Annotated in this window: 20 protein-coding genes; 14 read left to right on the forward strand and 6 right to left on the reverse strand. The window is 69.6% G+C overall.

Going from position 1 to position 26466, the window contains the following annotated elements; all coding sequences use genetic code 11:
• Positions 1–35: 35 nt before the first annotated feature.
• Entirely contained in the window at positions 36–656 is a 621-nt protein-coding gene (locus BV907_RS12030) for a hypothetical protein (protein WP_139346748.1), read from the reverse strand.
• Positions 657–869: 213 nt separating this feature from the next.
• Complete coding sequence (locus BV907_RS12035; protein ID WP_139346749.1) at positions 870–1517, reverse strand: hypothetical protein; 648 nt, start codon at positions 1515–1517, stop codon at positions 870–872.
• Positions 1518–1797: 280 nt separating this feature from the next.
• On the opposite strand from BV907_RS12035, the gene BV907_RS12040 reads away from it, so the two are divergent.
• The 5 genes from BV907_RS12040 to BV907_RS12060 all read left to right on the forward strand — a co-directional run bounded on the left by BV907_RS12040 (position 1798) and on the right by BV907_RS12060 (position 10097).
• Positions 1798–2685, forward strand: coding sequence for a hypothetical protein (locus tag BV907_RS12040; RefSeq protein ID WP_139346750.1), 888 nt, complete (start codon positions 1798–1800; stop codon positions 2683–2685).
• 61 nt (positions 2686–2746) lie between these two features.
• Positions 2747–5137, forward strand: a complete 2391-nt coding sequence (locus BV907_RS12045) for a phosphoketolase family protein (RefSeq protein WP_077489970.1) — start codon at positions 2747–2749, stop codon at positions 5135–5137.
• Positions 5138–5453: 316 nt separating this feature from the next.
• The gene (locus BV907_RS12050; protein WP_077489971.1) at positions 5454–7256 is read left to right on the forward strand and encodes an ABC transporter family substrate-binding protein; all 1803 of its coding nucleotides are present in this window, start codon (positions 5454–5456) and stop codon (positions 7254–7256) included.
• 104 nt (positions 7257–7360) lie between these two features.
• Positions 7361–8899 (forward strand): ABC transporter permease, encoded by a 1539-nt coding sequence (locus tag BV907_RS12055; RefSeq protein ID WP_077489972.1) that lies wholly within the window; start codon positions 7361–7363, stop codon positions 8897–8899.
• 1 nt (position 8900) lies between these two features.
• A complete protein-coding gene (locus tag BV907_RS12060; RefSeq protein WP_077489973.1) occupies positions 8901–10097 on the forward strand; it encodes an ABC transporter permease in 1197 nt (398 codons plus the stop codon).
• 32 nt (positions 10098–10129) lie between these two features.
• Here the strand turns inward: BV907_RS12060 and BV907_RS12065 are convergent, their stop codons facing one another.
• Entirely contained in the window at positions 10130–10759 is a 630-nt protein-coding gene (locus BV907_RS12065; RefSeq protein WP_077489974.1) for a PH domain-containing protein, read from the reverse strand.
• A gap of 92 nt (positions 10760–10851) precedes the next feature.
• Between BV907_RS12065 and BV907_RS12070 the strand changes: the two genes are divergently transcribed.
• From BV907_RS12070 to typA, 6 genes are all read left to right on the forward strand, one after another.
• Positions 10852–12720, forward strand: a complete 1869-nt coding sequence (locus BV907_RS12070) for an ABC transporter ATP-binding protein (RefSeq protein WP_077490217.1) — start codon at positions 10852–10854, stop codon at positions 12718–12720.
• Positions 12721–12903: 183 nt separating this feature from the next.
• Positions 12904–14589, forward strand: a complete 1686-nt coding sequence (locus BV907_RS12075; protein WP_077489975.1) for a peptide ABC transporter substrate-binding protein — start codon at positions 12904–12906, stop codon at positions 14587–14589.
• A gap of 122 nt (positions 14590–14711) precedes the next feature.
• Positions 14712–15641: an ABC transporter permease gene (locus BV907_RS12080; RefSeq protein ID WP_077489976.1), complete on the forward strand. Its 930-nt coding sequence runs from the start codon at positions 14712–14714 to the stop codon at positions 15639–15641.
• Entirely contained in the window at positions 15631–16581 is a 951-nt protein-coding gene (locus BV907_RS12085; RefSeq protein WP_077489977.1) for an ABC transporter permease, read from the forward strand. Before BV907_RS12080 ends, BV907_RS12085 begins: the two co-directional genes overlap by 11 nt.
• A gap of 77 nt (positions 16582–16658) precedes the next feature.
• Positions 16659–18386 carry a dipeptide ABC transporter ATP-binding protein gene (locus tag BV907_RS12090; protein WP_245827961.1) on the forward strand — a complete coding sequence of 576 codons (1728 nt, stop codon included), beginning with the start codon at positions 16659–16661 and terminating at the stop codon, positions 18384–18386.
• A gap of 177 nt (positions 18387–18563) precedes the next feature.
• Positions 18564–20486, forward strand: a complete 1923-nt coding sequence (gene typA, locus BV907_RS12095; protein ID WP_077489979.1) for a translational GTPase TypA — start codon at positions 18564–18566, stop codon at positions 20484–20486.
• Between the two features lie 220 nt (positions 20487–20706).
• Here typA and BV907_RS12100 read toward each other — a convergent pair whose 3' ends face one another.
• Both BV907_RS12100 and BV907_RS19685 read right to left on the reverse strand, forming a co-directional pair.
• Entirely contained in the window at positions 20707–21192 is a 486-nt protein-coding gene (locus BV907_RS12100) for an ArsR/SmtB family transcription factor (protein ID WP_077489980.1), read from the reverse strand.
• 508 nt (positions 21193–21700) lie between these two features.
• Entirely contained in the window at positions 21701–22009 is a 309-nt protein-coding gene (locus tag BV907_RS19685; RefSeq protein ID WP_342745552.1) for a putative acetyltransferase, read from the reverse strand.
• 159 nt (positions 22010–22168) lie between these two features.
• Between BV907_RS19685 and fdxA the strand changes: the two genes are divergently transcribed.
• From fdxA to BV907_RS12120, 3 genes are all read left to right on the forward strand, one after another.
• Complete coding sequence (gene fdxA, locus BV907_RS19125) at positions 22169–22495, forward strand: ferredoxin (protein ID WP_077489981.1); 327 nt, start codon at positions 22169–22171, stop codon at positions 22493–22495.
• A gap of 2 nt (positions 22496–22497) precedes the next feature.
• The gene (gene dapC / locus BV907_RS12115; RefSeq protein WP_281250864.1) at positions 22498–23679 is read left to right on the forward strand and encodes a succinyldiaminopimelate transaminase; all 1182 of its coding nucleotides are present in this window, start codon (positions 22498–22500) and stop codon (positions 23677–23679) included.
• 104 nt (positions 23680–23783) lie between these two features.
• A complete protein-coding gene (locus BV907_RS12120) occupies positions 23784–25067 on the forward strand; it encodes a citrate synthase (protein ID WP_077489982.1) in 1284 nt (427 codons plus the stop codon).
• 307 nt (positions 25068–25374) lie between these two features.
• Here the strand turns inward: BV907_RS12120 and galE are convergent, their stop codons facing one another.
• Positions 25375–26391: a UDP-glucose 4-epimerase GalE gene (galE, locus tag BV907_RS12125; protein WP_077489983.1), complete on the reverse strand. Its 1017-nt coding sequence runs from the start codon at positions 26389–26391 to the stop codon at positions 25375–25377.
• Positions 26392–26466 lie beyond the last annotated feature (75 nt).

A 26466-nucleotide genomic window follows, 5' to 3' on the forward strand; every position in this document is an offset into this window, starting at 1 on the left:
GGCTCCGCACCGCCCGTTGCTGCGTGCGCACTTGATCACCTCATGGCGAGGATCGTTATTAGAGAACCGAGGAACGCCGGGAGAGCCAGCAGGGCGATCACGCCGAGAACGGCACGCCCAGCCCACCGCGGCACGCTGGTTCGGCGTCCAGGAGGCGTGGCGAGGGCTGCCACCACTTGGACGAGTGCCCCGAGGATCAGCAGTACCCCAGCCGGAAAGTAGACGATGGCAGCGAGCAGGGGCAGGTAGGCCGGAAGGGTCCGGGAGGAGAGGGCAGGGACCCGGTGGCTGGCCCACCTCGCCGCGGCTACGACGAGGGAGCCGCCGACGAGGGCGAGGACCGTGAAGAGCAGCACCGCCAGCCAGTTCGGTCCCAGTATGGCGAAGTCAATGTTGCTGCTGTCCAGCGTGCCTGATATGACCAGCAGGAACAGACCGAGGACGGGTCCTGTCCACCAGCCGGACGGCAGCCAGTGGCGCGCCCTAGCTTGGGGGTTTGTCACCCCTAGTAGCCGCCCCTGTCGCATTCGGCCGTGAGTCCCTGGCCGCGCGTCCACGAGGTCCTCGATGTCCCCCGACCGCGCCGCCTGTGCGACGGTCTGGGCCTGCTCGCGCCATGCTGTGAGCGTGCTGGGCAGGGCGGCCGCGAGCTTCACGGTGGAGGCCCGGTACGGCCTCGCCGCCGTGCCGTAAGGGTCATCGGCGGACACCCAATGGGGTGCGGCCGCGGCTTCCGCGGCATGGCGCGCCGGTTCCCCACGGCTGACTGTGGACAGGACCAGCAGGCCGCGCGCGGAGAGGCACGGCGATGAGCGCCACGGCCCAGCGCACCATGTGGGGTGGGCAGAGCGGATCGGAGCGGATACGGTTCAGGCGCCGACCGCAGGGGCATGCCCGTGCCCGAAGTCCAGAGCGCCCCACGCCTCCCGCAGCATGAGGCCGCCGACGAGGGCCCACGCCAGCGCGGCGGGCACGGCAAAGAGCACGGCCGCGGTCTCGGTGTTGAATAGGGGGAGCACTACGCTCGTCACTGTGGCCGCGATCCCTGCCCACCTGGGCACGACACGAGTGACGAGGGCGTGGACGCCACCAACGACGAGGCCAATCCACATGCCCGTGAATCCGGCGAAGCCAAACACCCACCATCCCCACGACTCGCTTGCGGTTCCCGCCAAAAGGACGCTGAAGGCGGTCAGGGACGCCACTCCCGCTGCAACCAAGGCCGCGGCAGTGATCGCAGCCCAGTAACTACGGCCCTTCGCCCGCGCCAAGACAGCAAGTCCGAGGAGACCGATGATGGCGAGGAGGATTGAGGACACAGCGAGGGCGGCAACCATGGGCGTGGTGACTCTGTACACTCCCGGGCTCCCCTTGGGGGCGAGGGACTCCATGTACGCCGCCGCGGCGCCGAGTAGGCCGCCGAGGAGGGCTGCTGCGCCGCCCATGGCGGCTAGAGTTGCTGATCTTTTGCTCGTGTGGTGGGTGTTCGCGTGGGTTGTCATGATGACGAACCTCATTCTTTGGGGCGTACAGATGGCGCCCATGTGGGCGCAATGCGGTGTACCCCCAGCAGGCCTTCCGCAGGATGCGAGCGACTGATCCCAGACCGCTTCAAGTTATAACTCCAGCGTCTGGACTGACACAACGGACCGATCAGTCTCGTTGCCGACTTCGTTCCGGCCAAGATGATGACATAGACATGGAGTTCCGCTCCAACGTTTAGTCCCGGCTGTCTCCGGCCGGCGGCGGCGGCGTGCATGGTTGACCACGGCCGCCGCTCGTCGGAAGGTTGGTGGCGTGGGCATCACACCAGCGGGCCGGTCCTTGGCGATGCGGCTCGTCGGGGTCGGGGTGCCCGAGGACCTGGCCCTCGTGTTCGCCGAGGCGAGCACGAGCCCGGTGGGGGAGCGCACGGGGGACGCCGCTGGCTGCGTTCTGGAACCGTCCGGTGCCCTCCAGGCCGTCCGGCACCTGGAGGAGCAGCTGGCCGGCGGCGTGCAGCCCCTCGGCAGGGTGTTCACGCTGCTGGGCGTAGCCGCTCTGCTCTTCGGCGCTGAGGAGGGCTCCCGCATCGTGCTGCACCACATGCCCGCGGCCGTGAAGGCCCTGCAGGAGATGGCCGACGAGCCCGAGGACGCGCCACGCGAGGACTCGCTGCTCGCGTCCGCCGCGCGGGCGGAGCCGCTGATGCTCAAGGCCGCGCTGGAGCAGGCCGCCTCGTCGGATCCCCACTACGACCATCAGCTCTACATGGACGAGTCCGTCCTGCTGCCAGGGTTCGTCGTGGCCGAGCGGGACGGTGCGGAGCCGGTCGAGCTGAGCGGGGCCCTCGTGACCACCCCGCGGGAGATGATCTTCGTGCTCAGCGATGCGGTCCTGTCGGAGGCCACGGCGAGGCTGATCCCCGAGGGGCTGCTCGCGCACGGCACCCTGAGCTTCCGCCTCGAGGAGCTCACGGCTGTGACGTTCTACCTGCCCGACGCCTTCGCCGACGTGGGGGAGGCCTCGCGAGTGGACTTCGGGCCGTCCCCGGATGACGACGTGCACGCGTACTTCGTGCTCGAGGGCCACCGCCAGCTGAGCGTGCGCCTGCTGTACGCCCGGTGGCCCGCCAGCAGGCAGGAGGGCCTGAGGCGGCGGCTCGCCGCCGTCGTGGAGCGCGTGGGGGACGCCCTCGCCGCCTGAGCTAGGCTGGCAGCGACCTGCCGCGCCGGCGCGGCAGCCACGAGGGGGAAGGCGGACCAGCATGGCCTCGACCGATGAGCGCCGCGCTGTGGGCGACGAGCGGCTCGACGACCTCGAACGCTGGTGGCGCGCGGCCAACTACCTGTCCGTCGGCCAGATCTACCTCCGCGACAACCCACTCCTGCGCCGGCCGCTCGAGGCCGGGCACGTCAAGACGCGCCTCCTCGGCCACTGGGGAACGACCCCCGGCCTGAACTTCGTCTACGCCCACCTCAACCGCGCGATCGTCGAGCGCGACCAGCCGATGCTCTTCGTCACCGGGCCGGGCCACGGCGGCCCCGCGAACGTCGCGAACGCCTACCTCGAGGGCACCTACGCCGAGGTCTACACGCGCTTCGCCGACGACGAGGACTCCCTGCGCGAGCTCTTTCGCCAGTTCTCCTACCCGGGCGGCATCCCGAGCCACGCGGCGCCGGAGACCCCCGGCTCGATCAGCGAGGGCGGCGAGCTCGGCTACTCGCTCGCCCACGCCTTCGGGGCCGCCTTCGACAACCCGGACCTCGTCGTCGCGTGCGTCGTGGGCGACGGCGAGGCCGAGACAGGTCCCCTCGCGGGCAGCTGGCAGTCCACCGCCTTCCTCGACCCCGTGCACGACGGCGCCGTCCTCCCGGTCCTGCACCTCAACGGCTACAAGATCGCCAACCCCACGGTCCTCGCCCGCCGTCCCGAGTCGCAGGTCCGCGCCTACTTCGAGGGCCTCGGCTGGGCCCCACGCTTCGTGACCGTCGCCGACCCCGAGGACCACCCCGCTGCGCACCGGGCCTTCGCCGCGGCCCTCGACGACTGCCTCGACGAGATCGGCGCCATCCAGCGCCGCGCGCGCGCCGCCGCGGAGCGGCCCGCGGGGGAGGCCGTGGAGCTCTGGCCCATGATCGTGCTCCGCTCGCCCAAGGGCTGGACCGGCCCCGCCGAGGTGGACGGCTCGCCGGTCGAGGGGACGTGGCGGGCGCATCAGGTCCCGCTCGGCGGCATCCACGAGCACCCGGACCACCTCGCCCTCCTCGAGGAGTGGCTGCGCTCGTATCGCCCCGAGGAACTCTTCACGGACGACGGCGCGCGCTCGCCGGAGCTGGGCCGGCTCGCCCCGCGCGGCGACCGCCGGATGAGCGCGTCGCCGCACGCGAACGGCGGCCGGCTCCTGGCCGACCTGAGGCTCCCCGACGCGACGGCGCACATGCTCCCGGTGGAGGCGCCCGGCGTCGTCCGCGAGAGCGCGAACCTCGGCGGGTGGCTGGGCGAGGTGATCCGGGCCAACCCGGAGACCTTCCGGCTCTTCGGCCCCGACGAGACCGCGTCGAACCGTCTCCAGTCCGTCTACGAGGCCACGGACAAGGTCTGGCAGGAGCGCATCGAGGACGTCGACGAGCACCTCGCACGGGCGGGGCGGGTCATGGAGGTCCTGAGCGAGCACCTGTGCCAGGGCTGGCTCGAGGGCTACCTCCTCACCGGCAGACACGGAGTGCTGACCTCGTACGAGGCGTTCGTGCACATCGTCGACTCGATGTTCAACCAGCACGCGAAGTGGCTCAAGGTGCACCGCCAGCTCCCGTGGCGCATGCCGGTCGCGTCGCTGACCTACCTGCTCTCGAGCCACGTGTGGCAGCAGGACCACAACGGCTTCTCGCATCAGGATCCCGGGTTCATCGACCACGTGGTCAACAAGAAGGCCGAGGTCGTGCGGGTGTACCTGCCGGTGGACGCGAACACCCTCATGGCGACGATGGACCACTGCCTGCGCAGCCGGGACTACGTCAATGTCGTCGTCGCGGGCAAGGCCCCGGCCCTGCAGTGGCTCGGTCCGGAGGAGGCCCGGCTACACTGCGCCCGGGGCCTCGGGGTCTGGGACTTCGCCGGCAGCGAGGTCCCGGGCGAGGAACCCGACGTCGTGCTCGGCTGCGCGGGGGACGTGCCCGCTCTCGAGGCCGTCGCGGCGGCGCAGCTGCTGCGCCGGGACCTCCCAGAGCTGAGGGTCAGGGTCGTGAACGTCGTGGACCTCATGCGGCTCCAGGACGAGCGCCAGCACCCGCACGGGCTGCCCGACCGCGAGTTCGACGCGCTCTTCACGACGGACAGGCCGGTCATCTTCGCCTACCACGGCTACCCCTGGCTCATCCACCGTCTCGCCTACCGGCGCACGAACCACGCCAACCTGCACGTGCGCGGCTACATCGAGGAGGGTACGACCACGACTCCGTTCGACATGGCGATGCTCAACCGGATCGACAGGTTCCACCTCGCGATCGACGTGATCGACCGCGTGCCCGGGCTCGCGGTGCGCGGCGCTTCGGTCCGGCAGCGCTACGAGGACGCCGTCGCGAGGGCCCGGGCCCACACCCGGGAGCACGGCGAGGATCCAGCGGACATCCGCGACTGGACCCTCGAGAGGCCATGAGATGACCCTTTCGCGCCGGTGAAGAACTGATTGGCGACGGCGCGCTACCGCCGCGTATCGTCCGCATCCGCCGAGAGGAGGTGATTGGGAACGTCCGGTCGCACATCGCTCCATTCCCGCGCAAGGAGCTGGACCTGAAAGATATGTTGCATCTCGATAACGACGACGATCTGAAACGGAACTTTCGTAGCCAGTGGGCGCCCTCCGCGTCTAGGCTTTCGACCATGTGAGGCGGGCCACGACTTCCTTGGGGGGAGGGGCCGTCTGGCCGGGACCAATCCCGGCACCATCACACACAAGGAAATGAGGAGGCGGAATGCGTTTCGGGCGTATTTCCAAGGCGATCGGGCTCGCGGCGGCGGCGGCACTCGCACTCAGCGCCTGCGCGACCCAGGGCCCGGGGCAGGGGACCAGCCCCACCGGCCAGGCCAGCGCCAAGCAGGGCGGCACAGTCACCATCGCGGAGGTCAACGGCTTCAGCAGCTTCAATCCCGGCACCGCAGACGGCAACTCGGACGTCAACGGCCACATCGGCTACGCGACGCACTCGAACTTCATCTACATCGACAACAAACTGAACATCGTCAGGAACGAGAAGTTCGGCACGTACGAGAAGGTCTCCGACGATCCGCTCACGGTCAAGTACACGGTGAACGAGGGCGTGAAGTGGTCCGACGGGACCCAGGTCTCGGCCGCCGACCTCCTGCTCACGTGGGCCTCCGGCTCTGCCTTCTACGACGACGCCAAGAAGGACCCGAACACTGGCGACATCGTCAGCGGCACCGTGTACTTCACGACGGCGGCAGACACGTCCGGCCTCAACCTCACAGAGTTCCCCGAGCTGGGCGCCGACGGCCGTTCGCTCACGATCAAGTACTCGAAGCCGTTCGCGGACTGGGAGCTGGCCTTCGGCACCCCGGGCAACGGCGGCGTCGACATCCCCGCCCACGTCGTGGCCAGCAAGGCAGGCCTCAGCGACACCGACGCGCTCGTCGACCTCCTCAAGGGCATCAAGCGCGGCGACCCGGAGGCGCAGTTCCCCGCCAACGAGACCCTCAAGAAGGTCGCCGAGGTCTGGAACACCGCCTTCGACACGAAGACCCTCCCCGCGGACACGAGCCTTTTCCTCTCCAACGGCCCGTTCGTGGTCAAGGACATCGTCCCCGAGCAGTCGCTGACCCTCGTGCGGAACAAGGACTACACATGGGGCCCGGTGCCCCACGTCGACGAGGTCGTCGTCCGCGTCATCGGCCAGGCCCCCGCCCAGGTCCAGGCCCTCAAGAACGGCGAGGTCGACATCATCGCCCCCCAGGCCTCGGCCGACACGGTCGAGCAGATCAAGGCCGTCCCGGGGGCCACGCTCCTCGAGGGCAAGCAGCTCTCCTACGACCACCTTGACCTCAACTTCTCCGGCGTCTTCGCTGACAAGGACGTGCGCACGGCGTTCATGCTGACCGTCCCGCGCAAGGACATCGTCGACAAGCTCCAGAGGAAGATCGATCCCGAGGCCGCGCCGCTCGACTCGCAGCTCTTCGTGCCGGACCAGGCCGCCTATGCCCAGTCCGTCAAGGACAACGGCTCCTCGGCCTACCAGGACGTGGACATCGACAAGGCCAAACAGCTCCTCAACGGCAAAGAGCCCGAGGTCCGCATCTTGTACAACAAGGACAACCCGAACCGCGTCGACTCGTTCTCGCTCATCCGGGAGTCGGCCGCCCAGGCGGGCTTCAAGGTCGTCGACGGCGGCCTGGGCGCCTCCGACTGGAGCAAGGCACTCGGCAACGGCACCTATGACGCGGCGGTCTTCGGCTGGATCAACTCGGGCGTCGGCGTGACTGGCACGCCGCAGATCTTCAAGACGGGCTCCGGCTCGAACTTCAACGGCTTCTCCGACACCGAGGCGGACAAGCTCATGGACGAGCTCGTGCTGACGACCGACAAGGCCAAGCAGGACGAGCTCCAGCAGAAGATCGACAAGAGGATCTGGGACAGCAGCTACGGCCTGCCCCTGTTCCAGTCACTGGACATCAAGGCCTACTCGGACAAGGTCGACGGTGTGAAGCAGATGGCCAACCAGACGGGCGCCTGGTGGAACATCTGGGAGTGGTCGGTCAAGTAGTCCGCCGGGCTCGACCATACGAAGCGCCGGGGCTGAGCGTCATGGCCCCGGCGCTTCCGGCGTTCGCCGCACCTTCTTAACGACCCACGAGGTACAGACCCACCATGGTGACCTACGTTGTCAGGCGACTCATCGCGGCCGCCTTCATCCTCCTCGGCGCCTCCTTCCTGGTCTACAACCTGACGGCGATCTCTGGAGACCCCCTTGAGGAGTTCCGGGCCAGCAGCGCCCCGAACGCGGCCCAGCTCATGCAGGCCCGCAGCGAGCTCCTCGACCTCGGCACGCCCGCCCCGATCCGGTATTTCAAATGGCTCGGCGGCGCGGCCCAGTGCCTCGTGCCCTTCGCCGCCAGATGCGACCTCGGGAAGAGCATCTCCGGCCAGCCCATCACGGAGGCCCTCGGCATTGCGCTCGTCCAGACGCTCACGCTCGTGACGGCGGCGACGGTCCTCGCAATCCTCATGGGCATCGCCCTCGGCATCGTCACGGCCCTGCGGCAGTACAGCGCGCTCGACTACGGCGTGACGTTCATGGCCTTCCTCTTCTTCTCGCTGCCGATCTTCTGGGTCGCCGTCCTGCTCAAGGAGTACGGCGCCATCGGCTTCAACAACTTCCTGCGCGAGCCCGAGATCCCTTGGTACGTCGCGGCCGGCATCGGCGCCGTCGTCGGCCTCGCCGCCAGCATGGCGGTGGGCGGCGAGCCCAAGCGGCGCGCGATCATCGGCGGCGGCGGCTTCGCGTTCGTGACCGCGCTGCTCATCCTTGCCTCGGTCACGCGCTGGTTCCGCTACCCCGGCCTCGGCCTCGCCGTCATCCTCCTCGCCGGCGTCGGCCTCGCGTTCGCCGTGGCGGTCCTCGTGGCCGGGCTGAACAACAGGCGCGCGCTCTACTCCGGGCTGGCCGCCGTCGCCGTCGGGCTCGTCGCCTACTTCCCGGTCCAGGGGCTGCTCAACCTCGCGACCCCCCTCATGATCCTCATCCTCGGGATCCTGACAGTCCTGGTCGGCATCGGGGTCGGCTGGGCGTTCGGCGGCTACGACCGCGGCCAGAACATGCGCGTCGGCGGCATCATGGCCTTCCTCGTCGGCGGCATGATCGTCCTCGACCGCTTCCTGCAGGCCTGGCCGGCCTACTTCGACAACGGCAAGATCCGCGGGCGCCCGATCGCAACGATCGGCGCGCAGACGCCCAACCTCGAGGGCGACTTCTGGATCAGAGGCATCGACTCGTTCACTCACCTCATCCTGCCGACGGTCGCGCTCATCCTCGTCTCGCTCGCGAGCTACACGCGGTTCACGCGCTCGTCGATGCTCGAGGTCATGAACATGGACTACATCCGCACGGCCCGCGCGAAGGGCGTGAGCGAGCGCGCCGTCGTCATGCGCCACGCGTTCCGCAACGCGCTCATCCCGATCGCGACCGTCGTGGCCTTCGACATCGGCGCCCTCATCGGCGGCGCCGTCATCACGGAGACCGTGTTCGGCGTGCGGGGCATGGGCTTCATGTTCCTCGACGGGATCTTCCACGTGGACCCCAACCCCGTCATGGGCGTCTTCCTGTGCGTCGCCGTCACCGCCATGGCGTTCAATCTCATGGCCGACCTCGCCTACTCGGCCCTCGATCCGCGCGTAAGGGTGAAGTGACATGTCCCAGCCAACCCCGCAGAACGAGCTGATCGCCGAGCGCGAGATCCTCGCCGAGCGCCCCGCCGCCGTCGCGCCGGCGGCCGGCGAGGCCAGGGGCCTGAGCCAGGGGCAGATCGTCCGCCGGCGCTTCTTCGGCCACACCGGGGCGCTCATCGGCCTTGTCGCGTTCGGGGCGATCGTCCTGCTCTCCTTCACGGCCGTCGGATGGGGGCCGATCCCGGGCTGGTGGAGGTTCAACCATGAGCAGGTCAGCCCGCTGGTCAACGACGGCCAGCCCACGCTCACGCTGTGGCCCCTCGCGGGCGGGGAGCACCCCTTCGGCCAGGACCGGATCGGCCGTGACCTCTTCGCCATGACGATGCGCGGGACACAGCAGTCCATCACCGTCATGTTCCTGATCGGGCTCGTGGCGGGCTTCATCGGTGTCGTCGTCGGCTCCCTCGCGGGCTACTTCCGCGGCTGGATGGAGACGGTGCTCATGCGGCTCACCGACGTCGTCATCATCATCCCCGCCCTGCTCCTCGCTGCCGTCATGTCCCGCACCGCCGGCCGGCGCGACGAGGGCAGCTGGTTCAGTTCCTTCGCCGCGGACAACGGAGTCGTGGTCCTGGGCATCTTCCTCGGCCTCGTGCTGTGGGTGGGCCTCGCGCGCCTCGTGCGTGGCGAGTTCCTCACGCTGCGCGAGCGCGAGTTCGTCGACGCCGCGCGGATCTCGGGGGCGTCCAACCTGCGGATCATCTTCAAGCACATCCTGCCCAACGCCGTGGGCGTCGTGATCGTCAACGTCACGCTCACGATGAGCGCCGCCATCCTCCTCGAGACCGCGCTGAGCTACCTCGGCGTGGGCGTCAAGGCGCCGGACACGTCCCTGGGCCTGCTCATCTCGCAGAACCAGGAGGCGTTCTCGACGAGGCCCTGGCTGTTCTGGTGGCCTGGCCTGTTCATCGTGCTCATCTGCCTCAGCATCAACTTCATCGGCGACGGCCTGCGCGACGCGTTCGACCCGCGGCAGAAGAAGTTCAACGCCAAGCGGGCCGTGGCGCGGGAGAGGTCCACGACGGCGGGTATCGCGGCGGCGGGGGCGACGACGGCGGTCGCCGCCCCAGGAGTCGCCGGCACCACCGCGGGCGGAGACACCCCCGCGGGATCCGTGACCCCGGAGGGGCCCACGGGCGGCCCGGAGGGACAGGGCTGATGCCCGGGCTCTGTGTGCCGGGGATCGGCGCGTCAGGCCACGCTGAGCGTGACCACGGTCGCCGCTGCGAGCACGAGCGTCCCCACGAGCTCGGGCCACGCGGTGCGCTTCGCGATGGGCGTCTCGCGGGTGCGGCCCGCATGGGCGAGTCCGGAGGCGAGGGCGTCCGCCCAGCGGGTGCGCACGAGGGCTGCCGCCTGCCCGGAGTCCGTATGCCTGAGGTCGCCCGGCCGGACGGAGCGCGCCGGGCCGTAGGTGGTTTCCGGCAGCCCGTCGAGGTGCTCGGGCCGCGCGTTGCGGGCGCCCCAGACCCCGGGGGCCGGCGCGGCCCAGGCCGTGAAGCGGCCGTGATCCGTGATGAGCGTGAGGGCATACTTCGTGTCGACGTGCGCGAGGGCATCCCACGGGACCCCCACGCTGCGGAACGGATTGCGCAGCTCGACCCCGGCGTCGCTCACGAGGACCCCGGGGCGCCAGAACAGCACCCAGCCGCCCGCGGCGAGCAGCGCGAGCGGCGCGGCGAAGCGCAGCCCCGCGAGGCCCGCCGTCGTGAGCGTGACGGCGAGCCCGAACCCGGCCATGCCCCAGGTGAGCCACGCGAGCGCGCGGCTGCTGCGCGCGGTGAACGACTCGATGCGGCCGGTGTGGCTCAGGGCATGCATGCCCCCATGAAACAGGATTCGCCCGGGTACGGGAAACGCTGCCAACGCGGCTGTACCCCGACAGCGGCGACGCACGGGAGGACGGTGTGACGATGGCGGAGAACCTCGGATGGGCGGGCGGCCCGCGGCGGCGAGCGGCCGGGAGCGGTGCGGGGCAGCGGATCGGTGCCCCTCTCGTGAAGGGCGAGCCGGTGCTCGAGGTCCGCGGCCTGAGCGTGGACTTCGGCGTCGAGAAGGAGTGGATCCCGGCCGCGATCGGTCTCGACTACGAGGTCCGGGCGGGCGAGGTCCTCGCGATCGTCGGCGAGTCCGGGTCCGGCAAGTCGGCGAGCTCGATGGCCCTCCTGGGCCTGCTGCCCTCCAACAGCCGTGTGTCGGGGAGCGTGCGCCTCGCGGGCCAGGAGCTCCTCGGCCGGGACCAGAGCCGCGTCCGGCAGGCGCGCGGCAAGGATGTCGCCGTGATCTTCCAGGAGCCCATGACGGCGCTCAACCCGGTGTACACGATCGGGAACCAGATCGTAGAGACTGTCCGGCTGCACAACGAGGTCTCGCCGGACGAGGCGAAGGAGCGGGCCCTGCGGATGCTCGAGCTCGTCGAGCTGCCTGACCCCGGGAAGGCGTTCAGGTCCTACCCGCACCAGCTCTCCGGGGGCCAGCGCCAGCGCGCCATGATCGCCCAGTCGCTCTCCTGCGACCCCAAGCTGCTCATCGCGGACGAGCCGACGACGGCCCTCGACGTGACCGTTCAGGCCGAGATCCTCGACCTCATGCGCCACCTCAAGGACAAGCTGAACTCGGCGGTCATCCTCATCACGCACGACATGGGCGTCGTCGCGGACCTCGCCGACCGGATCGCCGTCATGCGCAGGGGAGTCATCGTCGAGACGGGCACGGCGGAGCAGGTCTTCGCCGCGCCCCGGCACGAGTACACGCAGGCCCTCCTCGCCGCCGTCCCGCACCTCGGGCAGGGCAGCGAGGCCGACGCCGACGTCGACATCACCGCCGCGCTCGCCTCGGTGACCGGCGTCGAGCTCGAGGCGGTCGACGCCGACGAGCTGGCCGCGCGGGAGCGCGAGAACGAGTCGGCACTCGCCGCCATCAAGGCCGCGCAGGGGAGGCAGGGGACGCCGGTGCTCGAGCTGCGCGACGTCGCGATCGAGTACCCCAGGCAGGGGCGCGTGCCCGCGTTCCGTGCCGTCGAGGGCGCGAGCCTCACGGTCTACCCCGGGCAGGTCGTGGGGCTCGTGGGCGAGTCGGGCTCGGGCAAGACGACGATCGGCCGGGCCGCCGTCGGCTTGCTCGACGTCGCCGAGGGCTCGCTCAAGCTCGTGGGCACTGAGATCTCGGGCCTCAGGCGGAACTCGCGTGAGCTGCACGCGCTGCGGCGGAGCGTCGGGATGGTGTTCCAGGACCCGTCGTCGTCCCTCAACCCGCGGCTGCCGATCGGCGAGTCGATCGGCGAGCCCATGCACCTCGCGGGCGTCGCGAAGGGGGCGGCCCTGCAGCAGCGCGTCGAGACGCTCCTCGACCAGGTCGAGCTTCCGCGCTCGTACCGCAACCGCTACCCGCATGAGCTCTCCGGCGGGCAGAAGCAGCGCGTCGGGATCGCGCGGGCGCTCGCCCTCGAGCCCAAGCTGATGGTGGCCGACGAGCCGACCTCCGCCCTCGACGTCTCTGTCCAAGCCAAGGTCCTCGAGCTCTTCCAGGGACTCCAGCGGGAGCTCGGCTTCGCGTGCCTCTTCGTCACGCACGACCTGGCCGTCGTGGACGTCCTCGCCGACCACATCTGCGTCATGCAGCATGGGCGCATTGTCGAGCAGGGCCTGCGCGATGCGATCCTGCGGAACCCACAGGAGCCCTACACCCAGCGACTCCTCGCGGCCGTCCCGCTGCCCGACCCGCAGAAGCAGCGCGAGCGCCGGGAGCTGCGCGAGCTGCTCGCTGCGAGCGGCATCGAGTGACCGCGCGGCGTAAATCGCACCTTATACCAAATCAGATCACGTTTTGGCAAATTTTTCCTTCACTATTCCGAATTGTGACTAGGCTGTCAGCTAGTGGGCTGCGTTACAGGGCCAAGCGCTGTCGTTGCCCCCGGGCTCCTGCGTCGGGCCGGGGTCCGCACCATCAGCTAAGGAGGATTCGGGATGCGTCACTCGCGCATTTCCAAGGCCTTGGGCGCAGCAGCGGCCCTCGCGCTTGCCGTGAGCGCATGCGCCCCTGGGGGTGGGACACCGGGCGGCACCGAGGCGCCGGTCGACCCCAACAAGGTCATCTCGGCCTACAGCAACGAGCCCCAGAACCCGCTCCTGCCGGCCAACACGAACGAGGTCTACGGCGGCCGCGTCGTCGAGCTCCTCTTCGAGGGCCTGCGGGCCTACGACCCCAACGGAAAGCCGGTCAACGCGCTCGCGGAGAGCATAGAGACGACCGACTCGCAGCACTGGACCATCAAGGTCAAGCAGGGCGCCACGTTCACCAACGGTGAGGCCATCACCGCCAAGACCTTCGTGGACTCGTGGAACTTCGCCGCGCTGAGCACCAACCTCCAGAACAACAGCTTCTTCTTCGAGTCCATCGAGGGCTACCCGGAGGTCAGTGCCGTCACCAAGACGACCGATGCGGAAGGGAAGACGACCAGCACTCCGGCGCCGACGGCGCAGACCATGTCGGGGCTCGTCGCCAAGGACGACCAGACCCTCGAGGTGACGCTGCTCCAGCCCGAGGCCGACTGGTCCCTCCGGCTCGGCTACTCGGCCTTCTACCCGCTTCCGTCGGCGGCCCTCGCGGACCCGAAGGCGTATGGCGAGAACCCGGTCGGCAACGGCCCGTACATGATGGCCAAAGAGACCGGTTCGTGGGTCCATGACCAGTCGATCTCCCTCGTGAAGAATCCTGACTACGAGGGTCCCCGAAAGGCCAAGAACGGGGGCGTGACGTTCAAGTTCTACACGGACCCCGGCCCTGCCTACACCGACCTCCAGGCCGACAACCTCGACGTGTCCGACGTCCTGCCGTCGAACGCGCTCAAGACGTACACGACGGACTTCCCCGACCGGAACGCGACCAAGCCGACCGCCACGAACTCGACCCTGAACATCCCGGGCTACAACCCGAACTTCCAGGGCGAGGCTGGCAAGCTCCGGCGTCAGGCGCTCTCGCACGCCATCAACCGCGAGGAGATCGCCAAGGTGGTCTTCAACGGGACCCGCACACCGGCCAAGGCGTACGTTCCGCCGGTCATCGAGGGGTTCAAGGCGGATGTCCCCGGCAGCGAAGTCCTCACCTACGACCCGGCCAAGGCCAAGGACCTATGGGCCCAGGCCGAGGCGATCCAGCCGTACGACGCCTCCAAGCCGATCCTGATCGCCTCGAACACGGATGGCGGCAACAAGGAATGGGTCGACGCGGTGTCCAACAACTTCAAGAACAACCTGGGCATCCAAGCGGAGATCCAGCCGTTCGCGAAGTTCGCCGAGGTGCTCGACCTGCGCAAGACGCAGAGCCTCGTCAGCCTCACGCGCGCCGGATGGCAGGGCGACTACCCGTCGATGTACAACTTCCTGGGTCCCGTCTGGGCCACCGACGCCTCGTCGAACTACGAGAAGTACTCGAACCCTGAATTCGACAGGCTCCTGAGGGAGGGCCTCACCTCCGACACCACGGAAGGGGCCAACGCCAAGTTCAACCAGGCCCAGGAAATCCTCTTCGAGGATCTCCCCGGGCTCCCGCTGTGGGACCAGAACCGGGCTATCGTCTGGAGCAACAACGTGATCAAGGCCGAGACCGGCTGGAACGGCGCGATCCGCTACTTCGACATCGAGGCGAAGTGACGCGGTGCTGACGTCCTCCATCGCGGCGGAGGGCCCGGCCACGTGCCGGGCCCTCGGTCGCTCGCCCAGGGAAGGCTCAGTCTGATGGCAGGCCACTGTGCCCGGAGCGCACGAGCGCAGCGATGATCCGCTACATCGTCCGTAGGCTCCTGCAGGTGATTCCGGTGTTCCTCGGAACCACGCTCCTCGTCTACTTCATGGTCTTCGCGCTGCCGGGGGACCCGATCGCGGCGCTCTTCGGCGACCGGCAGCCGCCGCAGAGCGTTATCGACGCCCTGCGGGCGCAGTACAACCTCGACCAGCCGTTCATCGTCCAGTACGGGATCTTCCTCAAGAACCTGTTCACGCTGAACCTCGGGGTCGACTTCACGCAGCAGCCGATCGCCGCGACCCTCGCCCGGATCTTCCCCGTCACGGCGATGCTCGCGGTCGAGGCACTCGCGATCCAGGCCATCTTCGGTGTGGCCTTCGGCCTCGTGGCCGGCCTGCGGCGCGGGAAGCTCTTCGACTCGACGGTGCTCGTGGCCTCCCTCGTCGTCATCGCCGTCCCCACCTTCGTGCTCGGCTTCGTCTTCCAGCTCGTCTTCGGCGTGTATCTCGGCTGGGCCAAGCCTACGGTCGGCGCGCAGGCGGGCTGGGGCGACCTCCTCCTGCCCGCGGTGGTGCTCGGGCTCGTCTCCTTCGCGTATGTCCTGCGCCTCACTCGCGCCTCGGTCACCGAGAACATGAACGCGGACTATGTCCGCACGGCCACGGCCAAGGGGCTCTCGCGCCCGCGCGTCGTCCTGGCCCACATCCTGCGGAACTCGATGATCCCCGTGGTGACCTACCTGGGCGCCAACCTCGGCGGGCTCATGGGCGGGGCGATCGTCACCGAGGGCATCTTCAACGTCCCCGGCGTGGGCAACAAGCTCTATCAGGCCACCCTGCGCGGAGAAGGTCCCACGATCGTGGCGATCGTGAGCATCCTCGTGCTGGTGTTCGTCCTCGCGAACCTGCTCGTCGACCTCCTCTACGCCTGGCTCGACCCGAGGATCCGCTATGAAGCCTGAACGCACCGAGGGCCACTACGTGGCGCCGCTCGAGGAGACGGCCCTCGAGGCCACCGACACGCTCCGCGTCGAGGAGGCCCCCCTGAGCCTGTGGGCCGACGCCTGGCGCAAGCTCCGCCGTCGGCCGCTGTTCATCGTCTCCTCGATCATGATCCTCGCGCTCATCTTCATCGCCCTGTTCCCGGGAGTCTTCACCCAGGTCCCGCCCAACAACGAGTGCCTGCTGGCCAACTCCGAGGCTGGCCCGCGGGAGGGCCATCCCTTCGGATTCACCTTCCAGGGGTGCGATCTGTTCTCGAGGGTCATCCACGGGACGCAGGCATCCCTCTCCGTGGGCATCCTCGCCGTCCTGTGCGTCCTGGTCATCGGCGTGACCTTCGGTGCGCTCGCGGGCTACTACGGGGGGTGGCTCGACGCCGTCCTCGCCCGCCTCGGCGACATCTTCTTCGCCCTTCCGCTCATCCTCGGCGCGCTGGTCATCACCCAGCTGCCGTTCTTCCGCGAGAACAAGAGCGTATGGACGGTGGTCGTCGTCATCGCGATGCTCGCCTGGCCGCAGATGGCCCGCATCACGAGGGGTGCCGTCATCGAGGTGCGCAACGCGGACTTCGTCACCGCGGCCCGCTCCCTGGGCGTCTCGAGGTTCGGCGCGCTCATGCGCCACGTGCTGCCCAATGCGCTGGCCCCGGTGATCGTCCTGGCCACCCTGGAGCTCGGCGTCTTCATCGTCACCGAGGCGACCCTGTCGTTCCTGGGCATCGGGGTCCCTGAGTCCGTCATGTCGTGGGGGCATGACATCGCGGCCGCCCAGGTCTCGATCAGGACCAACCCGATGATCCTCATCTACCCGTCCATTGCGCTCTCCCTCTGCGTCCTGAGCTTCATCATGCTGGGGGACGCGCTGCGCGACGCCCTCGACCCGAAGAGCAGGGAGCGATGAGCTTCGAGGAGTCACCCGCGGCGTCTGGCCCCCAGATCGTCGACGACGTGCCGGCCGGCGGGCGCCCGATCCTGGACATGCGGGACGTCGCCATCACGTTCACGACGGGCAGCGGAAGTCTCCACGCCGTCCGGAAGGCGGACCTGACGATCATGCCGGGGGAGACGGTCGCGATCGTGGGGGAGTCCGGGTCGGGGAAGTCGACGACGGCGCTCGCCGCGATCGGCCTCCTGCCCGGCAACGGCCGCGTCTCGGCCGGGCAGATCCTGCTCGACGGCGAGGACGTCGCCCACGCGCCGGAGCGGCGCATGATCGAGCTGCGCGGCAACACCATCGGGATGGTGCCCCAGGACCCGATGTCGAACCTCAACCCCGTGTGGCGGATCGGCTACCAAGTGCGGGAGACGCTCCGGGCGAACGGCCGCCCGGACGGCCCGGCCGACGTCGCCCGCGTCCTCGCCGAGGCCGGCCTGCCGGATGCCCAACGCCGGGCGAGGCAGTACCCGCACGAATTCTCCGGGGGCATGCGCCAGCGGGCCCTCATCGCGATCGCCCTCTCGTGCTCGCCCAAGCTGCTTATCGCCGACGAGCCGACCTCGGCGCTCGACGTCACGGTCCAGCGCAGGATCTTGGACCATCTCGAGACCATGACGTCCGAGCTGGGCACCTCGGTCCTGCTCATCACCCATGATCTCGGTCTGGCCGCCGAGCGCGCCGACAAGGTCGTCGTCATGTACCGGGGCCGCGTCGTCGAATCCGGGCCGTCGCTCGAGCTCCTGCGCAACCCCCTGCACCCCTACACGCAGCGGCTCGTGGCCAAGGCCCCGTCGCTCGCGTCCCGGCGCATCCAGGTCGCGAAGGAGGCCGGGCTCGAGTCCGGGGAGCTCCTGACGCCCTCGGCCGAGGCGGTCGAGAAGGCCGCGGAGAAGGCCGAGGCGACGACGGCAGAGGCGATCGAGGCCGAGGAGGTGCCCGCCGCGGCGGTGCCAGAGGCGCCGTCGGACGACGTGCTCGTGATCGAGGACCTCACGAAGGTCTTCCGGCTCCGCACGGGCCTCGGCCGGGGGACCGACTTCACCGCGGTCGACGGCGTGAGCTTCCGCGTGCAGCGCGGCACGACGACGGCGCTCGTCGGCGAGTCGGGCTCGGGCAAGTCGACGGTGGCGCAGATGGTCCTGCAGCTCCTCGCGCCCACGTCGGGGCGGATCGTGTTCGACGGGATCGACACGGCCGGGCTCGACAGGCGGCAGCTGTTCGCGTTCCGGCGGCGCGTCCAGCCGATCTTCCAGGACCCGTACGGCTCCCTCGACCCGATGTACAACATCTACCGGACCATCGAGGAGCCGCTGCGCACGCACCGGATCGGCGATCGGGCGACGCGCGAGCTCAAGGTCCGGGAGCTGCTCGACCAGGTCGCCCTGCCTCAGTCGGCCATGCAGCGGTACCCGAACGAGCTCTCGGGCGGGCAGCGCCAGCGCGTCGCGGTCGCGCGGGCGCTCGCCCTCGACCCCGAGGTGATCATCTGCGACGAGGCGGTCTCGGCCCTCGACGTGCTCGTCCAAGCCCAGGTGCTGAACCTCCTCGCCGAACTCCAGGAGCGGCTCGGGCTCACGTACCTGTTCATCACGCACGACCTCGCGGTGGTGCGGCAGATCGCGGACCACGTGTGCGTCATGGAGAAGGGACGGCTCGTCGAGACCGGGACGACCGACAGGGTCTTCGACTCGCCCGAGAAGGACTACACGCGGGCCCTGCTCGACGCCATCCCCGGCGGCAAGCTGCTCCTGCCGCCGGAGGTGCTGTAGCCCACGGCCGGACGGCAGCGTCGGCGGGATCCCGGCCGGCACAGTACGGGGCCGTCGGCGACGGCCCTGTCCGCACAGTAAAATAGTGGTGCTGGCCTGCTGAGGGTCCGCTCCACTGTGCCGTCCGCCGTCCGGACGCGCCGGGACCCCGCCGTCGAACGAATCGAGCTTTTCCGTATGTCTGAAACCACTCTGGCCTCGCGCGCCGACCTGCGCAACGTCGCCATCGTCGCGCACGTCGACCACGGGAAGACCACCCTCGTGGACGCGATGCTCAAGCAGACCAACTCCTTCGCCGCACACGGCGAAGTCGAGGACCGCGTGATGGACTCCGGCGACCTCGAGCGCGAAAAGGGCATCACGATCCTCGCCAAGAACACCACGGTGCGCTACGCCGGCCCCGCTGCGGCGGAGGCGGGCGAGCCCGAGGGCATCACGATCAACGTCATCGACACCCCCGGCCACGCCGACTTCGGCGGCGAGGTCGAGCGCGGCCTCTCGATGGTCGACGGCGTCGTCCTCCTCGTCGACGCGTCCGAGGGCCCGCTCCCGCAGACGCGCTTCGTGCTCCGCAAGGCGCTCGCCGCGCACAAGCCGGTCATCCTCGTGGTCAACAAGACCGACCGCCCGGACGCGCGCATCGACGAGGTCGTCCACGAGACCATGGACCTTCTCCTCGGCCTCGCCTCGGACCTCGCGGACGAGGTCCCGGACCTCGACCTCGACAAGGTCCTCGACGTCCCGGTCGTGTACGCCGCCGCCCGCGTCGGTGCGTCCTCCCTCGAGCAGCCGGCCGACGGCGCCGTGCCTGGGAACGACAACCTCGAGCCGCTGTTCGAGACGATCCTCAAGCACATCCCGGCCCCGACGTACAACCCCGAGGGCGTCCTCCAAGCGCACGTGACCAACCTCGACGCGTCGCCGTTCCTCGGCCGCCTGGCGCTCCTGCGCATCTACAACGGCACGCTCCGCAAGGGCCAGCAGGTCGCCTGGGCCCGCCAGGACGGCACGCTCAAGACCGTCAAGATCACCGAGCTGCTCGCCACGAAGGCGCTCGAGCGCGTCCCGGCCGACGCCGCGGGCCCGGGCGAGATCGTCGCCGTCGCCGGCATCGAGGACATCACGATCGGCGAGACGCTCACCGACGCCGAGGACCCGCAGCCGCTGCCGCTCATCACTGTCGACGACCCGGCGATCTCGATGACGATCGGCATCAACACCTCCCCGCTCGCGGGCAAGGTCAAGGGCGCCAAGGTCACCGCGCGCCAGGTCAAGGACCGCCTCGACAAGGAGCTCATCGGCAACGTCTCGATCCGCGTCCTGCCCACCGAGCGCCCCGACGCGTGGGAGGTCCAGGGCCGCGGCGAGCTCGCCCTCGCGATCCTCGTCGAGCAGATGCGCCGCGAGGGCTTCGAGCTCACGGTCGGCAAGCCCCAGGTCGTGACCAAGAAGGTCGACGGGCAGGTCCTCGAGCCGATGGAGCACATGACCATCGACGTGCCCGAGGAGTACCTCGGCGCCGTGACGCAGCTCCTCGCCGCGCGCAAGGGCCGCATGACCAACATGTCCAACCACGGCACCGGCTGGGTCCGCATGGAGTTCATGGTCCCCGCTCGCGGGCTCATCGGCTTCCGGACCAAGTTCCTCACCGAGACCCGCGGGGCCGGCATCGCGTCCTCGATCTCCGAGGGCTACGAGCCGTGGGCCGGCGAGATCGAGTACCGCACCAACGGCTCCCTCATCGCCGACCGCGCGGGCGTCGCGACCCCGTTCGCGATGATCAACCTGCAGGAGCGCGGCACGTTCTTCGTCCAGCCCACCGCCGAGGTGTACGAGGGCATGATCGTCGGCGAGAACTCCCGCGCCGATGACATGGACGTGAACATCACCAAGGAGAAGAAGCTCACCAACATGCGCTCCTCCACCGCGGACTCCTTCGAGGGCCTCACCCCGCCGAAGACGCTCACGCTCGAGGAATCCCTCGAGTTCGCCCGCGAGGACGAGTGCGTCGAGATCACCCCCGAGGACATCCGCATCCGCAAGGTCATCCTCGACGCGAACGAGCGCATCAAGGCCGCGCGCGCCCGCGCCCGCGCCTAACCCCACCCCCGTTTCGGGTACGTATCTCGACGCGCTTTCGCCGTTTCGGGAGCGCTCGTGCCCGGGCGCACGACGACGAGCGGCGGCTTCCGCACGGAAGCCGCCGCTCGTCGTCGTCCGGGGCCGGTCCGCAGCCGGGGCCTCGTACCCGGAACCCAGAATCCGTGGCGAGATGCGCACCCGAAAGCCTGAAAGCGTGGCGAGATACGTACCCGAAATGTCAGGCGGTGGGGTCTCGGTGGTGGGCAATCATGAGCGAGGTCGCCTCGCCGTCGGGGTCGCTGGGCATGGCCCGGTACTCCTCGACCACGTCCCGCAGCCTCGCGAGCATCTCCTCGCGGTGCTTCGCGCTGAGCTTGAGCCCGAGCCGCCACACCTCGATATCCTCGGGCGCGAGGGCCGCCGTCTCCTGGATGAACGCCTCGATGAGGATCGGCGCGACGCCCTCGACATGGCTCCACGAGCGGCGCGTGGCCAGGTAGGGTACCTCGCGCGCCCCGCGCGTTCCGCGGCGCTCCTCCTGAGCCTCGAGGAATCCCGTCGCGACGAGCGTGCGGACGTGGTGCAGGCACGAGGCGGGGTTGATCCCGAGCAGCCCGGCGATCTCCTTGTTCGTCCGGGCCTGATGCAGACACAGCCGCAGGATCCGCAGGCGCACTGGGGAGCTGAGCGCCCGGGCCTTCGCGGCGTCGTCGGTGGCGGCCATGCAGCAACTCTATGCCCGGAGCGATTGACTCTTACCAATTACTCGGCCGCCTGGGCGCATGCCGTGAGCGACCGTCCCGCCGCCGGCGCCGCGCGCTCGCGGGGGACCGGTCTTCCGCGGACCGGTGCTGGCCCGAAACCGGGCCTTCCCCGCGAGACAGGTCGCTTCCCCGCCGGTCTCGCAGCCAAGCGCCGCTCTCGTGGCGAGACCGGTGCCAATCTTCGGAGCCCGGTCAGGCCGCGGACCCGGTCAGGCCGCGGGCCCTGTCACACCGTGGACCTGGCAAGGCCTCTCGCCTTCCCCGACCAGCGGGACCGCAAGCGGGGCCGCGCCACGGGAGGGGACCGTGCTGGCCCGAAACCGGGCCTTCCCCGCGAGACAGGTCGCTTCCCCGCCGGTCTCGCAGCCAAGCACCGCCCTCGTGGCGAGACCGGTGCCAATCTTCGGAGTCCGGGCAGGCCGCGGGTCCTGCAGGCCGGGGGTCTGGCGCGGCGGCGGCCGTCGCGCGCTAGGGGAGCGGCCCGCCGTCGTGCGTCCCGAAGCGAGCGGCGCGCCGCGGCGGGGGAGGGGGCACGGGCTTGGCCGCGACCACGTCGGCCAGATGCACGACGACGTCGCCCCGGCGGGTGCGTACGCTCGCCTCATCCGCGGTGCAGGAGAGGAGGTCGCCGAGCGCGTCGGTGAAGCCCTGCCCGATCCGGTAACGCACGACGACGCGCGTGCCGGGGGCGAGGCGTCTCAGGGCCGCGACAGGGGGAGTGTCCCGCGGGGCCTCCCGGGGGGCGTCGGGCGGGACGGGGGCGGGGGAATCGGGCACGGTCCATCGTAGGCACGCGCCTCGGGCGCGCATCCTGGCACAGGCAGCGGGATGCGGATGCTACGCCACGTGTCCGGGTGGATTGGCGCCTGCGCGTCGGGGATAATAGGCTCGTTCGGCCGCGGGAGAGCGGGGGATGAAACAAGAGAGGGTGTCACCGTGACCTACGTGATCGCACAGCCGTGCGTGGATGTGAAGGACAAGGCCTGCATCGAGGAATGCCCGGTCGACTGCATCTACGAGGGCGAGCGGTCCCTGTACATCCACCCGGACGAATGCGTCGACTGCGGCGCGTGCGAGCCGGTCTGCCCCGTCGAGGCCATCTACTACGAGGATGACGTCCCCGACGAGTGGGCGGACTACTACAAGGCCAACGTCGAGTTCTTCGACGACCTCGGCTCGCCCGGCGGCGCCGCCAAGGTCGGCAACACGGGCAAGGACCACCCGCTCATCGCTGTCCTGCCCCCGCAGAACCAAGACCACTGAGCGTGCAGAACGGCAGCGGCGTCGCCGGTGCGCCCGGGGCCGCCGCGCCCGCCAGGTCCTTCGGCCTCGACCTTCCCGACTACCCGTGGGAGGCCATGGCCCCCTACGCCGCGACGGCAAAGGGCCACCCCGACGGCGCCGTGAACCTCTCCATTGGGACGCCCGTCGACCCCACCCCCGAGGTCGTCCAAGAGGCCCTCCGCGCGGCCGCGGACGCGCCCGGCTACCCGACCGTCCACGGCACCCGCGCGCTACGCGAGGCCGTCGTCGAGTGGTTCGAGCGGCGCCGCGGCGTGACGGGCCTCGACGAGCAGGCCGTCATGCCGACCATCGGCTCGAAGGAACTCGTGGCCTGGTTGCCGTTCCTCCTCGGCCTCGAGCCCGGCGACGTCGTCGTTCGGCCCACCGTCGCGTACCCGACCTACGACATCGGAGCCCGCCTGGCCGGCGCCACCGCCGTCGCCGCGGACTCCTTGGACGAGCTCGACGCCGAGACGCTCGCCCGAGTGCGGCTCGTCTGGGTCAACTCCCCGGGCAACCCCACCGGCGCCGTGCGCGGCGCGGACGAGCTGCGCGCCGTCGTCGACGGCGCCCGCTCGCTCGGCGCCGTCGTGGCCTCCGACGAGTGCTACGCCGAGCTCGGCTGGGGCTCGTGGGACGTCCAGCGAGGCGGCGAGGCCGTCCCGTCCGTGCTCGACCCGCGCGTCAGCGGGGGCGACTTCACGGGCCTGCTGTCCGTGTACTCGCTGTCCAAGCAGTCCAACCTGGCCGGGTATCGGGCCGCCTTCGTGGCGGGGGCGCCCGAGCTCATGCCGAACCTCGTCAACAGCCGCAAGCACGCGGGCATGATCATGCCCTTCCCCGTGCAGGAGGCGATGCGCGTGGCCCTCGCCGACGCCGACCATGTCGAGGCGCAGAAGGATCTCTACCGCGCCCGGCGCGAGCGCCTCGTGCCCGCGCTCGAGGCGTTCGGCCTCACGCTCTCCCACTCCGAGGCCGGCCTCTACCTGTGGTGCACCGCGGGCGAGGACACGTGGGCGACCGTGGGCAGGCTCGCCGAGCTCGGCATCGTCGTCGGCCCCGGGGTGTTCTATGGCGAGGCCGGCTCCGGCTTCGTCCGGGTGGCGCTGACGGGGACCGACGAGCGCGTCGACGCCGCGGTGGAGCGGCTCACGCGCCGGTAGTAAAGCGTTTGTGAGCGGACTCACAGGACCTCCGGGCCGATTAGTGCACGTGCGGATCTGGGAGTAGCTTAGGAATGTTGCGAGCTACCTCTTGAAGGGGAACCATGACTGAGATGAACGGCGCCCTTCTGCGCCACGAGGGGGGAGACCTCCAGCTCCCCCGCATCGCCGCCGTCGAGGGAAACGACGGCTACGACGTCTCGAAGCTGCTCAAGGAGACGGGCGCCGTCACCTTCGACCCGGGCTTCATGAACACGGCAGCCACGACCTCGGCGATCACGTTCATCGACGGCGATGAGGGGATCCTGCGCTACCGCGGCTACCCCATCGAGCAGCTGGCCCAGCACTCGAACTTCCTCGAGGTGTCCTACCTCCTCATCTACGGCAACCTGCCGACCGCCTCGGAGCTGGACTCCTTCGACCAGCGCATCCGCCGGCACACCCTCCTGCACGAGGAACTCAAGAACTTCTTCGCGGGCTTCCCGCGCGATGCGCACCCGATGCCCGTGCTGTCCTCGGCCGTCTCCGCGCTGTCGACCTTCTACCAGGACTCCCTGGACCCGTTCAACGACGAGCAGGTGGAGCTTTCCACGATCCGCCTCATGGCGAAGCTGCCCGTCATCGCCGCCTACGCGCACAAGAAGTCGATCGGCCAGGCCCTCCTGTACCCGGACAACTCCATGAACCTCGTGGAGAACTTCCTGCGCCTCTCCTTCGGTCTGGCCGCCGAGCCGTACGAGCTCGACCCGCTCATCGTGAAGGCCCTCGACACGCTCCTCATCCTGCACGCGGACCACGAGCAGAACTGCTCGACCTCGACCGTGCGCCTCGTCGGCAGCGCCAACGCGAACCTCTTCGCCTCGGTCTCGGCCGGCATCAACGCGCTCTTCGGACCGCTGCATGGCGGAGCCAACGAGGCCGTGCTGAACATGCTCCGCCGCATCCAGTCCGAGGGCATCAAGCCCGAGGACTTCATGGAGAAGGTCAAGAACAAGGAAGACGGCGTCCGCCTCATGGGCTTCGGGCACCGGGTCTACAAGAACTACGACCCGCGCGCGAAGATCATCAAGGCCACCGCGCACGAGGTCCTCTCCAAGCTCGGCGGCAACGACGAGCTCCTCGACATCGCCATGCGCCTCGAGGAGAAGGCCCTCGCGGACGACTACTTCATCCAGCGCAAGCTGTATCCGAACGTCGACTTCTACACGGGCCTCATCTACAAGGCCATGGGCTTCCCGGAGAAGATGTTCACGGTCCTGTTCGCCATCGGCCGCCTGCCGGGCTGGATCGCCCAGTGGCGCGAGATGATCAAGGACCCGCAGACCAAGATCGGGCGCCCGCGCCAGCTCTACATCGGCGAGGAGAAGCGCGACTACCCCGTGCGCTAACCCCACCCCTTTCGGGTACGTATCTCGACGCGTTTTCCGCGTTTCAGGTACGGACCTCGACGGGCTTCCGGGCTTTCTGGTACGACGACGGCCGGTGCCTTCCGCTGGGAGGCGCCGGCCGTCGTCGTCTGTTCCGGGCCCGCGTGCTGGTCCCGCCGCGGACGACGGCGGAGGGCGGCTTCCGCGCGGAAGCCGCCCTCCGCCGTCGCAATCCCTGGGGTCCGGTACCAGAAACCAGAGATCGGCGTCCTGATCCGTACCCGGAATGCCGAAAGGGCGTCGAGATACGTACCCGAGACGGGCGGGGTCAGGAGGGGGCGTAGCCCATGGGGTTGTTCTTCTGCCAGCGCCAGTGGTCCTCGCACATCTGCTCGACGGTTCGCACGGTGGACCAGCCGAGGTCGGCGAGCGCCGCGGACGGGTCGGCCCAGAAGGCGGGCAGGTCGCCGGGGCGGCGGGGCGCGATCTCGTAGGGGATGGGCGACCCGACGGCCTTCTCGAACGCTGCGTGCATCTCGAGCACGCTCGTGCCAGTGCCTGAGCCGAGGTTCCAGCGGTGCACGCCCTCGTGGTCGGTGAGGTAGTTCAGGGCGGCGACGTGGCCCTCGGCGAGGTCGACGACGTGGATGTAGTCGCGCAGGCACGTGCCGTCGGGCGTGTCGTAGTCCCCGCCGAAGACCATGAGCTTCTCGCGCCGGCCGACGGCGACCTGGGCGATGAACGGCACGAGGTTGTTCGGGATGCCCTGCGGGTCCTCGCCGATGCGGCCCGAGGGGTGCGCGCCGACGGGGTTGAAGTAGCGCAGGAGCGCGATGCGCCAGCGCGGGTCGGAGGCGCCGAGGTCGCTGAGGATGTCCTCGATCTGCTCCTTCGTGCGCCCGTAGGGGTTCATGGCCCCGATCTCCATCTTCTCCACGTACGGCGTCGGGTTGTGCTCGCCGTAGACGGTCGCGGAGGAGGAGAAGACGATCGTGCGGACGGCATGGCGGTCCATCGAGCGCAGGAGCGAGATCGTGCCGGCGACGTTGTTGTGGTAGTAGTCGAGCGGGATGCCTACGGACTCGCCCACGGCCTTGAGGCCCGCGAAGTGGATCACGGCCTCGGGCGAGTGGTCGGAGAACGCCGCATCGAGCGCGGCCTCGTCGGTGATGTCCGCCTCGACGAAGGCGGCCTCGCGGCCGGCGAGCTCGCCGACCCGGCGCAGGGCCTCCGGGCTCGAGTTGACGAGGTTGTCGACCACGACGACGTCGTGACCCGCCTCGAGCAAGGTCAGGACCGTGTGGGAGCCGATGTAGCCGGTGCCGCCGGTGACGAGGATGCGCATGCCGTCCATCCTAGCCAGCGGGCGGCTCCGCCGCGGCGGCAGGCCGATGTGTTGCGCGGCGTCAGGGCACGAGTG

Source organism: Sinomonas mesophila (genome assembly GCF_001999765.1).
Classification (GTDB): Bacteria; Actinomycetota; Actinomycetes; order Actinomycetales; family Micrococcaceae; genus Sinomonas; species Sinomonas mesophila.

Bases quoted from the DNA above. Each gene is read 5' to 3' on its own strand.
- BV907_RS12050 (WP_077489971.1), top strand. From the start codon at position 5,454: ATGCGTTTCGGGCGTATTTCCAAGGCGATCGGGCTCGCGGCGGCGGCG.
- typA (WP_077489979.1), top strand. From the start codon at position 18,564: ATGTCTGAAACCACTCTGGCCTCGCGCGCCGACCTGCGCAACGTCGCC.
- BV907_RS12060 (WP_077489973.1), top strand. From the start codon at position 8,901: ATGTCCCAGCCAACCCCGCAGAACGAGCTGATCGCCGAGCGCGAGATC.
- BV907_RS12035 (WP_139346749.1), bottom strand. From the start codon at position 1,517: ATGAGGTTCGTCATCATGACAACCCACGCGAACACCCACCACACGAGC.
- BV907_RS12055 (WP_077489972.1), top strand. From the start codon at position 7,361: ATGGTGACCTACGTTGTCAGGCGACTCATCGCGGCCGCCTTCATCCTC.
- BV907_RS12085 (WP_077489977.1), top strand. From the start codon at position 15,631: ATGAAGCCTGAACGCACCGAGGGCCACTACGTGGCGCCGCTCGAGGAG.
- BV907_RS12100 (WP_077489980.1), bottom strand. From the start codon at position 21,192: ATGGCCGCCACCGACGACGCCGCGAAGGCCCGGGCGCTCAGCTCCCCA.
- BV907_RS12075 (WP_077489975.1), top strand. From the start codon at position 12,904: ATGCGTCACTCGCGCATTTCCAAGGCCTTGGGCGCAGCAGCGGCCCTC.
- BV907_RS12090 (WP_245827961.1), top strand. From the start codon at position 16,659: ATGCGGGACGTCGCCATCACGTTCACGACGGGCAGCGGAAGTCTCCAC.
- BV907_RS12070 (WP_077490217.1), top strand. From the start codon at position 10,852: ATGGCGGAGAACCTCGGATGGGCGGGCGGCCCGCGGCGGCGAGCGGCC.
- BV907_RS12080 (WP_077489976.1), top strand. From the start codon at position 14,712: ATGATCCGCTACATCGTCCGTAGGCTCCTGCAGGTGATTCCGGTGTTC.
- BV907_RS12045 (WP_077489970.1), top strand. From the start codon at position 2,747: ATGGCCTCGACCGATGAGCGCCGCGCTGTGGGCGACGAGCGGCTCGAC.
- BV907_RS12065 (WP_077489974.1), bottom strand. From the start codon at position 10,759: ATGCATGCCCTGAGCCACACCGGCCGCATCGAGTCGTTCACCGCGCGC.
- galE (WP_077489983.1), bottom strand. From the start codon at position 26,391: ATGCGCATCCTCGTCACCGGCGGCACCGGCTACATCGGCTCCCACACG.
- BV907_RS12120 (WP_077489982.1), top strand. From the start codon at position 23,784: ATGACTGAGATGAACGGCGCCCTTCTGCGCCACGAGGGGGGAGACCTC.